This is a genomic window from Bradyrhizobium sp. (assembly GCF_019242285.1).
Lineage (GTDB): Bacteria > Pseudomonadota > Alphaproteobacteria > Rhizobiales > Xanthobacteraceae > Bradyrhizobium.
The window spans coordinates 1-10,708 of the sequence record NZ_JAFAVV010000175.1 but is presented as its reverse complement, the minus strand read 5'-3'; the positions used below and the strand labels follow the sequence as shown (position 1 = coordinate 10,708).

At 65.6% G+C, this 10,708-nt stretch carries 11 protein-coding genes; 8 read left to right on the top strand and 3 right to left on the bottom strand.

The window, feature by feature from the left end; translation table 11 throughout:
* Nucleotides 1–72: 72 nt before the first annotated feature.
* On the top strand, nt 73–966 hold the full coding sequence (locus JOY90_RS06630) for an NAD(P)-dependent oxidoreductase (RefSeq protein WP_291690351.1): 894 nt from the start codon (nt 73–75) through the stop codon (nt 964–966).
* Between the two features lie 17 nt (nt 967–983).
* On the opposite strand, the gene JOY90_RS06625 is transcribed toward JOY90_RS06630, so the two are convergent.
* A complete protein-coding gene (locus tag JOY90_RS06625; RefSeq protein ID WP_291690350.1) occupies nt 984–1,649 on the bottom strand; it encodes a glutathione S-transferase in 666 nt (221 codons plus the stop codon).
* A gap of 152 nt (nt 1,650–1,801) precedes the next feature.
* Here JOY90_RS06625 and JOY90_RS06620 point away from each other — a divergent pair, with 152 nt between their 5' ends.
* From JOY90_RS06620 to panE, 4 genes are all read left to right on the top strand, one after another.
* On the top strand, nt 1,802–2,383 hold the full coding sequence (locus JOY90_RS06620; RefSeq protein ID WP_291690349.1) for a DUF2239 family protein: 582 nt from the start codon (nt 1,802–1,804) through the stop codon (nt 2,381–2,383).
* A gap of 74 nt (nt 2,384–2,457) precedes the next feature.
* Complete coding sequence (locus JOY90_RS06615) at nt 2,458–3,063, top strand: 2-hydroxychromene-2-carboxylate isomerase (protein ID WP_291690348.1); 606 nt, start codon at nt 2,458–2,460, stop codon at nt 3,061–3,063.
* A 136-nt stretch (nt 3,064–3,199) separates the two neighbouring features.
* Nucleotides 3,200–3,937: an SDR family oxidoreductase gene (locus tag JOY90_RS06610; RefSeq protein ID WP_291690347.1), complete on the top strand. Its 738-nt coding sequence runs from the start codon at nt 3,200–3,202 to the stop codon at nt 3,935–3,937.
* Between the two features lie 107 nt (nt 3,938–4,044).
* A complete protein-coding gene (gene panE / locus JOY90_RS06605; protein ID WP_291690346.1) occupies nt 4,045–4,962 on the top strand; it encodes a 2-dehydropantoate 2-reductase in 918 nt (305 codons plus the stop codon).
* A gap of 169 nt (nt 4,963–5,131) precedes the next feature.
* Here the strand turns inward: panE and JOY90_RS06600 are convergent, their stop codons facing one another.
* The gene (locus JOY90_RS06600; protein WP_291690345.1) at nt 5,132–5,719 is read right to left on the bottom strand and encodes a c-type cytochrome; all 588 of its coding nucleotides are present in this window, start codon (nt 5,717–5,719) and stop codon (nt 5,132–5,134) included.
* Between the two features lie 158 nt (nt 5,720–5,877).
* Nucleotides 5,878–7,152 carry a PQQ-dependent sugar dehydrogenase gene (locus JOY90_RS06595; protein ID WP_291690344.1) on the bottom strand — a complete coding sequence of 425 codons (1,275 nt, stop codon included), beginning with the start codon at nt 7,150–7,152 and terminating at the stop codon, nt 5,878–5,880.
* 318 nt (nt 7,153–7,470) lie between these two features.
* Between JOY90_RS06595 and JOY90_RS06590 the strand changes: the two genes are divergently transcribed.
* From JOY90_RS06590 to JOY90_RS06580, 3 genes are all read left to right on the top strand, one after another.
* Nucleotides 7,471–8,358 carry an NAD-dependent epimerase/dehydratase family protein gene (locus JOY90_RS06590; protein WP_291690343.1) on the top strand — a complete coding sequence of 296 codons (888 nt, stop codon included), beginning with the start codon at nt 7,471–7,473 and terminating at the stop codon, nt 8,356–8,358.
* 81 nt (nt 8,359–8,439) lie between these two features.
* Entirely contained in the window at nt 8,440–9,774 is a 1,335-nt protein-coding gene (locus JOY90_RS06585; RefSeq protein WP_291690342.1) for an amidase, read from the top strand.
* An 82-nt stretch (nt 9,775–9,856) separates the two neighbouring features.
* A partial coding sequence (locus JOY90_RS06580) for a nicotinate phosphoribosyltransferase (RefSeq protein ID WP_291690341.1) occupies nt 9,857–10,708 on the top strand: 852 nt, incomplete at its 3' end.

Sequence of the window (10,708 nt, the reverse complement as noted above, 5' to 3'; positions counted from 1 at the left end):
CGCGACCGGTGGCGATTGACTTTGGCGCCGATGTGGACAACGCTCGCGCCACAAGACAGAGACGGGGGCGACATGACATTCCGGAACCGGACGATCTTCATCTCCGGGGCCAGCCGCGGCATCGGCCTGGCCATCGCCTGCCGGCTGGCGAAGGACGGCGCGAACATCGTCCTCGCGGCGAAGACCGCGCAACCGCATGCCAAGCTGCCCGGGACGGTGTTCAGCGCCGCCAAGGAGATCGTCGCCCTCGGCGGCAAGGCGCTGCCGGTGGTCTGCGACATTCGCGACGAGGCGCAGGTGATAGACGCGATCGACAAGACCGTCGCCGAATTCGGCGGCATTGACATCTGCGTCAACAATGCGAGCGCGATAAGCCTGACCACCTCGCAAGCCACCGACATGAAGCGCTTCGACCTGATGATGGGGATCAATACCCGCGGCACCTTCATGGTCTCGAAATACTGCATTCCGCACCTGAAGAAGGCGGCCAATCCGCACATCCTGATGCTGTCGCCGCCGCTCGACATGCAGGCGAAATGGTTCGAGCACTCTACCGCCTATACGATGGCGAAATTCGGCATGAGCCTATGTGTGCTCGGGCTATCGGGCGAATTGCGAAGCGCCGGTGTTGCCGTCAACGCGCTTTGGCCGCGCACCACCATCGCCACCGCCGCGGTCGGCAACCTGCTCGGCGGCGACGCGATGATGCGCGCGAGCCGCAAGCCCGAGATCATGGGCGAGGCCGCCCACGTCATCCTCACCAAACCGTCGCGGGAGTTCACCGGTCGATTCTGCATCGACGACAAGGTCCTCCACGAGAGCGGCGTGCGCGATTTCGAGCCCTATCGCGTCGATCCGTCGGTGCCGCTGATGTCGGATTTCTTCGTACCTGACGACGACGTGCCGCCGCCGGGCGTGACGGTGCAGCCATTGCCTTCGGTCGGCGACGCGCAGAAGACGGGTTAGCCGGCGATAGCGGGAGGTCACCGCCCAACTACGTAAGGCCCGCCTTTCTCCAGCGCGCGCTGATAGGCCGGGCGGGCATGGATGCGCTCGAGGAATGCCATGGCGTTGGGATGGCCCTGGTCGAGGCCGGCGCGCGCGGCTGCCGCTTCCAGCGGAAAGCTCATCTGGATGTCGGCGGCGGAAAATTCGTCGCCCGCGAACCAAGGGCTCTTCGACAGCTCCTCCTCCCAGAACGCCATGTGCTGGCGGAGCTGCGGATTGACGAGCGCGGTCAGGGCCTGGCTGCAGACCTTGCGCACCACCGGACGCAGCAGCGCCGGCGCGCGTTTCGGCATCAATCCGAACAGCAGCTTCAACAGCAGCAGCGGCATCGCCGAGCCTTCGGCATAGTGCAGCCAATAGCAATAGCGCAGCCGCTCCGGCGTCCTTGGCAATGGGATCAGCCGGCCGTCGCCGTAGCTGTCGACGATATATTCGACGATGGCGCCGGACTCGGCGATGGTGTTGCCGGCATCGGTGATGACCGGCGACTTGCCGAGCGGATGGATCGCGCGCAATTCCTTGGGCGCGCGCATGTCGGACTGCCGCTGATAGCGCACGATCTCATAGGGCACCGCGAGCTCCTCCAGGAGCCACAGCACCCGCTGCGAGCGTGAATTGTTGAGATGATGAACTGTCAGCATGATGTCCCCTGCCGGCGCGATGCGAGGGCTGAGCACCTAGCAGGCTGACGGCCGGTTGGCGAAGCTCGCCCTAAGAATAAATCTACCCGGGTAATATTGACCAACGCTTTATGCCCGGATATAAATGGGTGAATCCACACCCAGAGAGTTCCATGTCCAAATCCTTCACCACCTTCCAAGGGCAACGTCGGCTCGCGACGGGCCCTCTGCCCGAGGTCGCGCTCGCCGTCAAACGCGCCGAAAGCCCTCGATCGGAACCGATCCTGATCTTCAGCGATGCGACGGGCCGCGCGATCGATCTCGACCTGCGCGGCGACGAAACCGCTGTGCTGGCCCGGCTTGCCGGGGGCACGCCGGCCGCCGAGGACACCCCGCCGCCCAGCGAGCCGCGCGGCCGCGGCCGGCCCAAGCTCGGCGTGGTCGCGCGCGAGGTCACGCTGCTGCCGCGACACTGGGCGTGGCTCAACGACCAGCCGGGCGGCGCCTCGGTGGCGCTGCGCAAGCTGGTGGATGCCGCCCGCCGCGGCAATGGCGATGCCGACCGGCAGCGCGCGGCGAGGGATGCCGCCTATCATTTCATGTCGGCGATGGCCGGCAATCTGCCCGACTTCGAGGAGGCCATCCGTGCGCTGTTCGCCGACGACCGCCGCCGCTTCGCCGAGTTGATCGCGCCCTGGCCGGCCGACATCCGCGATCATGCGGTCAGGCTCGCCTTCGACGGTCATGCCGGATAATTGATCCTTGAATGCCGGCCGCCGGGCTGGTTGAATGACAGGGATCATATCAAATACCCCGCCAGGGAGGCCCCGTGAGCAAGACCCCGCAATTCCTGTTCGATGTCGGCAGCCCGAACGCGTTCCTCAGCCACGAGGCGATTCCCGCGATCGAGCAGCGCACCGGCGCGAGGTTCGACTATGTGCCGGTGCTGCTTGGCGGCATCTTCAAGGCCACCAACAACAAATCGCCGGCCGAGACGCTCGCCGGCGTCAGGAACAAGCCGGAATTCATGGCGCTCGAGACCGAGCGCTTCGTCAGGCGCTACAAGGTCGACCCCTATGTCCGGAACCCGTTCTTCCCGGTCAACACGCTGAACCTGATGCGCGCCGCGATCGCCGCTCAGCTCGAAGGCGTGTTCGACAAATATGTCGAGGCCGCCTTCCACCACATGTGGCGCGAGCCGAAGAAGATGGACGATCCGGAGGTTGCGGTGAAGGCGTTCGACGCCTCGGGCCTCGACGGCGCGAAGCTCCTGGCACGCGCGCAGGAGGCGGACGTCAAGGCCAAGCTGATCGCGAACACGCAAGGTGCCGTCGAGCGCGGCGCGTTCGGCTCGCCGACCTTCTTCGTCGGGAAGGAAATGTTCTTCGGCAAGGAGCAGTTGCGCGAGGTCGAGGAGATGCTGGCGGGCAGGTAGCCGTCATTGCGGATAGCGTAGGGTGGGCTAAGGCGCCAAGCGCCGTGCCCACCGCGACGAGCGGCGACGTGGATGGACGTGGGCACGGCGCTGGCGCGCCTTCGCCACCCTACGCTCCGGTGATGTGGAGAGCACGATGCAAAAACGTAACGCTACGGTCGCCGTGATCGGCGCAGGTGACTATATCGGCGCCGAGATCGCCAGGAAATTTGCTTCCGAGGGTTTTGCGGTGTTCGCCGGACGGCGCAACGGCGAAAAACTTGCGCCGCTCATCGAGGAGGTCCAGGCTGCGGGCGGCACGATCTTCGGCCGCTCGCTGGATGCGCGCAAGGAGGAAGAGATCGCGGCGTTCCTTGCCGATGCCGACAGGCACGCGCCGCTCGAGGTCTGCATCTTCAATGTCGGCGCCAATGTCAATTTCCCGATTCTCGAGACCACCGATCGCGTGTTCCGCAAGGTGTGGGAGATGGCCTGCTGGGCCGGCTTCCTCGCCGGACGCGAGGCGGCGCGATTGATGCTGCCGCGGGGCGGAGGCAACATCTTCTTCACCGGCGCGACCGCGAGCCTGCGCGGCGGCAGCGGCTTTGCCGCGTTCGCCAGCGCCAAGTTCGGCCTGCGCGCGGTGGCGCAGGCGATGGCGCGCGAACTCGGGCCGCAGAACATCCACGTCGCGCACCTGATCATCGATTCCGGCGTCGACACCGCCTGGGTGCGTGAGCGCCGCGAGAAGCTGTGGGGCAAGGAAGCGCTCGACAATCCGGACCTGCTGATGCCGCCGGCCTCCGTCGCCGGCGCCTATTGGCAGCTCTACCAGCAGCCGAAGAGCGCCTGGACCTTCGAGATGGAGATCCGTCCGTTCGGGGAGAAATGGTGAGAGAGCGAATAGTGAATAGGGAGCGGCGAATAGGGGATGGCCGGCCGCCGCTCTATTCGCTACTCCCTATTCGCTTGCCTGCCCAGCAAAGATGAGGAACCCATCTCATGCGCATTCTCGTGGTCGGCGCCGGCGCCATCGACGGCTATTTCGGCGGCAGGATGCTGCAGGCGGGAAAAGACATCACTTTCCTGGTGCGGCCGCGCCGCGCGCAGGAGCTTGCTTCCGCCGGTCTCGTCATCAAGAGCCCGAACGGCGACGTCACGCTGACGAATCCGCCGACGGTGCAGGCGAACGCGATCAGGGACCCTTTCGACCTCGTGCTGCTGAGCTGCAAGGCCTATGACCTCGACGACGCGATCAAATCCTTCGCGCCGGCGGTCGGGCCCGCGACCTCGATCATCCCGCTGCTCAACGGCATGCTGCATCTCGACGCCCTCGACAAGCGGTTCGGCCGCGAGCGCGTGCTCAGCGGGCTCTGCGCCATCGCGGTGACGCTGAACGCGAGCCGCGAGGTGGTCCAGCTCGCGCCGATGCAGTCGCTGACCTTCGGCGAGCGCGACGGCACATCGTCCGATCGCATCCGCGCCATTTCCGAGATGTTGCAGAGCGTTTCCGGCGCCAGGGCCAGCGATTACGTCATGCTCGACATGTGGGAGAAGTGGGTGTTTTTGGCCTCGATCGCGGCGTCGACCTGCCTGATGCGCGCGCCGGTCGGCATGATCCTGGCGTCGCCGGGCGGCAAGGACTTCCTGCTCGGCATCCTCGACGAATGCCGCGCGGTGGCGACCGCCGAGGGCTTCCCGCCGCGTCCGGAAGCGATGCAGCGCACGACCGCGATGCTGACCGCGGAAGGCTCGCCGATGACCGCTTCGATGTTCCGCGACATCCAGGCCGGCATGCCGGTCGAGGCCGACCATGTGGTCGGCGACCTGATCGCGCGCGGCAACGCCGCCAAAGTGCCGGTGCCGCGCCTGCGCACCGCCTACACCCACCTGAAGGCCTACGAAAAGCAGCGCGGGTGATTGCTCACAGCTCGGCAGGAATCGTAGGGTGGGCTAAGCGGCCAAGTACACCAAAGCCTGCCAAGCAAAGGCAGGAGCGTGCCCACCATTCGAAGCCATGCTGTTGATGCAGTGGTGGGCACGGCGCTTCGCACCTTAGCCCACGCTACGGACTGCAGATGGACCTGCCTTAAGTGGGCGGCAGGTGCGCCAGGTAGTGCGCGAGCGCGGTGATCTCCTCCTCGCTCAGGGGATAGGCGACGTCGGACATCACCGCTTGCGTCCCGACCCGCTTGCTCTGCTTGTAGTCGAGCAGCGCCTTGACGAGATATTCCTCGCGCTGGGCGGCGAGGCGCGCCACCGCCTTGGTGCCGGCGAAATTGTCGGTGTGGCAGGAGGCGCAGCGGCGGCCGACTGCGGCCTGCGCGCCCTTCTTCGATAGATCAGGGTTGTCGTCCTGCTCGGGGGGCGCCGGCGGTTTCAATGACGCGAAATAGGCGCCGAGATTGCGCACATCCTCATTGGTGAGCTGCTCGACGATCGGCTGCATCTGCTCGTTCTTGCGCGAGCCGGCGCGGAAGAACACGAGCTGCCATTGCAGATACTGATCGGGCTGCCCGGCGAGCGAAGGAATGTTCTCGGTCTGCGAGATGCCGTTCGCGCCATGACAGGCGCTGCAGACTTCGGCCTTTTCCTTGATCGCTGCGACGTCGGCGGCGCGGGCGAGGGGGCAGCAGGTCAATACCACAATCAACGTCCCAGCCAAGGCGTGCCGCATGTCGTTCCTCCGATATCAACCTGGCAACGCCGCGCCCGCGCTGCGCGATCCTGGTAATGCCGTTTTTTTCAGACGACGCGGCTTGCGTGTCAAAACGAAGGCTGCGGCCACCGCGCGGCAACCGCAGCCCAAGGTCAGGTCGTCAGATCCGTCCAGCCTTACTTCTTGCTGTAGCTGATACGGTAGATGGCGCCGGCCCAGTCGTCGGCGACGAGGATCGCGCCGTCCTTGGCGAGCACGATGTCGTCGGGCCGGCCGAGATAGCCCTGGTCACCCTCGATCCACCCGGACGCGAACACTTCCTGCTTGGCGTTCTTGCCGTCCGGACCGACGATGACGCGCATGATGCGCCCGCCCTGGTACTTGTGCCGGTTCCAGGAGCCGTGCTCGGCGATCAGGATGTTGTTCTTGTACTCGGCCGGGAACTGGTCGCCGGTATAGAACTTCATGCCGAGCGGCGCGACATGGGCGCCGAGGTTGAGCACCGGCGGGGTGAACTCCGAGCATTTGTGGCCCATCGCGAACTTCGGATCGGGCAGGTCACCCTCATGGCAATAGGGGTAGCCGAAATGCTCGCCGATCTTGCCGATCATGTTGAGCTTGTCGCTCGGCTTGTCGCCGCTGATCCAGTCGCGGGCATTCTCGGTGAACCAGTATTTGCCGGTGCGCGGATCGACATCGCCGCCGACGCTGTTGCGCACGCCGAGCGCCCAGACTTCCGCATTGCCGGTATTCGGATCGACCCGGCGGATCTGCGAGACGCTGGTCGGGGGAATGCCGACGTTGAAGGGCGGTCCGAACGGAATGTAGAACCAGCCGTCCTTGTCGACCGCGATGTATTTCCAGCCATGCGCGGCATAGGACGGCATGTCGTCATACACCACCTTGCCGTCGCCGAGATGATCGAGATTGGCTTCGGCGTTCTCGTACTTGATCAGCTTGTCGACCGCGATGACGTAGAGCGCGCCGTCCTTGAAGGTGAGCCCGGTCGGCATGTTCAGCCCCTTGAGGACCGTCTTCACCTCGCGCTTGCCGTCCTTGTCGGCGATCGCATAGACGTTGCCGAGCCCGAACGAGCCGACGAACAGCGTACCCTTGTCGCCCCAGGCCATCTGCCGCGCGGCCAGCACGCCGGACGCCCAGACCTCGATCTTGAAGCCCGCCGGCAGCTTGATCTTCTTGATCAGCGCGTCGAGTTCGGCATCCGACGAACCGGTCGGCGGGCCGGACGGCGGCGCCAATCCCTTCTGCGCCTCGGTCTCGTCGCCGAGGAACCAGTCATCTGGCGGATGGGTCCAGAATTCCTTGTTGCCGGACTCGTAGTGCTTGAGCGCCCGGCCCTTGTCTTTGTCCTGGGCGCCCGCCGCGTTCATGCCTGCAAGCAGGCCGACCGCCGCGAGCGTCAGGACGGATTTATGGAAAGGTGATTTCATTGCGTCACTCCCGTGATGCAGCCGCTGAAGGCCGTGTCTATTTTTGTTGGCGACGTTTTCGAGGGACAAACTTGAAGGAGTCTGTCGAAGGACGATCAGACCTGAAAATGTTAGCACATTCGCGCACGCTGAGAAGCGCGCACGACGAACGTCGCGGGATGGAAGAAAGAATGAGACGACAGGGAAAGTCTCCGCGCCGATCCAGCGCGTGATGAATTCGCGCAATAGCCGTTTGCGCCGCAACATTCGCAGGCCGCGTGAAGGTCGGCTAAAATATCGCCACAATTGCGCATGCCTGCGTGACGCAAGGAGGTGACCGTGCGCGTGCTCGTCCTGGGCGGGACCGGCGTGATCGGCTCGGCCATCGTGAGCGAGCTGGTGGCGCGCGGGCACTCGGTGATCGGCCTCGCCCGATCGGAAGCGTCGGCGCGAACACTCGCGAGCGCCGGCGCGACGCCGCTTGCCGGCGACATCGGTTTGCCCGAGGCGTGGATACGTCGCCTGCCTCACATCGAGGCGGTGATACATGCGGCGTGCGATTTCAGCACGGAGATGGCAGCCGTCGATGGAGGTCTGCTCGACGTGCTGTTGCCGGCCCTCGCGTCGCAGCCGACGCGAGTGAGGTTGATCTATACCGGCGGCTGCTGGCTGTACGGCCCCACTGGCAACGACATCGCCGACGAGGAGACCCCGTTCGATCCGCTGCCGGCCTTCGCCTGGATGGTCTCGCATCTCACGCGCGTGCTGAAGGCCCGCGAAATCGAAGGCGTCGTGATCCATCCCGCCATGGTCTATGCAACCGATGGCGGTGGCGTGTTCACCCGCTTCGCCCGCGACGCCCGCGATGGGCGCCCGATCAGGATCGTTGCAGACGAAGCCATACGCTGGCCGCTGGTGCGTGCGGATGATCTGGCGCGGCTCTATGCGTTGGCGCTGGAACGCGCGGCCTCGGGATCAAGCTATATCGGCGCCGCGATCGACGGCGTCCCGGTCGGCGCGATCGTGCGAGCCTTCGCCAGGCGTTTCGGAACCGGTGAGCCGAAGCTCGACATCGTGTCCGAGGCCGCGATCGCGGCCGAGCTCGGCGCGTGGGCGAGGGGATATGCGCGCGATCAGCTTCTCAGCGATGCCAAGGCAAGGCGCGAGCTCGGCTGGAAGCCACAGCATCTCGATCCGGTCGGCGAGATACTCGCTCTGCATGCCTGAGGAAGCGGCGCGGCAGCTGCTCACGTCGCGAAGTCCGTGCTACCGCATGTCGTCCGCATGCGTTTGAACCGGAGCTGCCTGATGACTGATCGAACCCCTTCGCCCAAGGCCGGCGCCGGCGTCCTGGAATTGCTGAGGCAGTTCCGCACCGACACGGTCGCCGCGGATCAGTATGCAGCGGCTTGCCTTGCCAAGGCACAGGCACTGGAGCCGCGGCTGAAAGCATTCGAATATCTTCCAGTCGACGTGAAGCGGCGACAGGGTCCGCTGTCCGGCATTCCGGTCGCGATCAAGGACATCATCGCGACCTCGGACATGCCGACTACCAACGGCTCGGCGATCTACCGCGACCAGGTTCCCGCCGCCGACGCCTGGGTGGTCGAGCGGCTGCGCCAGCTCGGCGCGACCATCTTCGGCAAGACGGTGACGACGGAATTCGCCTGGCGCCATCCCGGGCCGACGGTCAATCCCTGGAATGCCGCGCACACGCCGGGCGGCTCCTCCTCCGGCTCGGCCGCGGCAGTCGCCGCCGGCCTGGTGCCGCTGGCGCTCGGCAGCCAGACGCTCGGCTCGGTGATCAGGCCCGCCGCCTTCAACGGCGTGATCGGGCTGAAGCCGAGCTACGGCGCGATCCCGCGGATCGGCGTGCATCCCCTGAGCCCTTCTCTCGACCATGTCGGCTTCTTCGCGCGCCGGGTCGATGACGTGGCGCTTGCACTGTCGCTGCTGACGGGCACGAGCGACGGCGATCCGCATGGCCGGCCGCTGCCGGCCTTCGCCGTCGATCCCGATCAAGGCGTGCAGCCGCTGGAAAAACCGCGGCTCGGCGTCGTTCGTTTCAAACAGTGGTCGCGGGTCGAGCCCGAGCAGCAGAAGGTGTTCGATGCGGTGGTCGAGCGATTGCGCGACGCCGGCGCCGTGGTCGAGGAGCTCGCGCTCGCCGAGCTCGATACCGAGGCGGAGGCCATCAACACCATCCTGCTCGCCGAGGCGGCTGCCATCCTCGGCGATCTGGTCGCGCGCTATCCGGACCGCTCCAGCGACATCCTGAAGACGCATGTCGCGACCGGCAAGACCAGGCTGGCCGTCGACTATCTCTGCGCCAGGGCGACCCAGGACCGGCGCCGGGCCGCGTTCCCGGCCGAGACAAAAGGCTTCGACGCGCTGTTGAGCCTGCCGGCTTTCGGCGAGGCGCCGCGCGGGCTCGACTACACCGGCGACGCCGGCTATTGCGCCCCCTTCACCTTCCTCGGCGTGCCCGCGCTGACCATGCCGGCCGGCTTCGGCCCCAACGGCCTGCCGCTCGGTGTCCAGCTCGTCGGACGCTACCGCGAGGATCTGCACCTGCTGCGGGTGGCCAAATGGACCGAGGCCGTGCTCGGCTTCGATCCCGGCGTCCCCGGCATCCTGTCGTAAGCATGCAACTGTCAAGCCGCATTGCGGCTTCATGCGTTTGCGGCCACTGGCTGCAGCCCATAGCCCGCGCTAAGGTCTGGATATGACCGTTACGGATATTGCGAACAGGACCTATAATCACGGCTGGCGGCTCGATCCCATCGTGCGCAGCCTGCTGGATACCGACTTCTACAAGCTCCTGATGCTGCAGATGATCCGGGAACGCTACCCGGACCAGCACGTCACCTTCTCCGTCATCAACCGCAGCCGCCATGTCCGTCTCGCCGAGATCATCGATGAGGGCGAGCTGCGCGCGCAGCTCGATCATGCGCGCACCCTCCGCTTCGCCAAGAAGGAATTGATCTGGCTCGCCGGCAACACCTTCTACGGCAAGACCCATATGTTCTCGCCGGACTTCATCAACTGGCTGTCGACGTTCCGCCTGCCCGACTACGAATTGCACAAGGCCGACGGCCAGTACGAGCTGCACTTCCATGGACCCTGGACCCACACCACGATGTGGGAGATTCCGGCGCTGGCGATCCTGAACGAGCTGCGCTCGCGGGCGGCGATGAAGGGGCAGGGCAGGTTTGCGCTGGACGTGCTCTATGCCCGGGCGAAGGCAAAGCTCTGGAGCAAGGTCGAGCGGCTGCGCCAGTTGAAGGGCCTGCGGCTGTCTGATTTTGGGACGCGTCGACGGCACGGCTTCCTGTGGCAACGCTGGTGCGTCGAGGCGGTGAAGGAAGGGCTCGGCCCGTCATTCACCGGCACCTCGAACGTGCTGCTGGCGATGGACAATGATCTCGAAGCGATCGGCACCAACGCGCATGAACTGCCGATGGTGGCTGCGGCGCTCGCCGACAACGACGAGGCGCTGCGCTTCGCGCCGTATCAGATCCTCGACCAGTGGCGCCGCTCCTATGGCGGCAACCTCCTGATCGCGCTGCCCGATGCC

What these genes read in the sequence shown, in the direction of transcription:
- JOY90_RS06620 (WP_291690349.1), top strand. Translation starts at nt 1,802, where the DNA reads ATGTCCAAATCCTTCACCACCTTCCAAGGGCAACGTCGGCTCGCGACG.
- JOY90_RS06600 (WP_291690345.1), bottom strand. Translation starts at nt 5,719, where the DNA reads ATGCGGCACGCCTTGGCTGGGACGTTGATTGTGGTATTGACCTGCTGC.
- JOY90_RS06595 (WP_291690344.1), bottom strand. Translation starts at nt 7,152, where the DNA reads ATGAAATCACCTTTCCATAAATCCGTCCTGACGCTCGCGGCGGTCGGC.
- JOY90_RS06630 (WP_291690351.1), top strand. Translation starts at nt 73, where the DNA reads ATGACATTCCGGAACCGGACGATCTTCATCTCCGGGGCCAGCCGCGGC.
- JOY90_RS06610 (WP_291690347.1), top strand. Translation starts at nt 3,200, where the DNA reads ATGCAAAAACGTAACGCTACGGTCGCCGTGATCGGCGCAGGTGACTAT.
- JOY90_RS06625 (WP_291690350.1), bottom strand. Translation starts at nt 1,649, where the DNA reads ATGCTGACAGTTCATCATCTCAACAATTCACGCTCGCAGCGGGTGCTG.
- panE (WP_291690346.1), top strand. Translation starts at nt 4,045, where the DNA reads ATGCGCATTCTCGTGGTCGGCGCCGGCGCCATCGACGGCTATTTCGGC.
- JOY90_RS06585 (WP_291690342.1), top strand. Translation starts at nt 8,440, where the DNA reads ATGACTGATCGAACCCCTTCGCCCAAGGCCGGCGCCGGCGTCCTGGAA.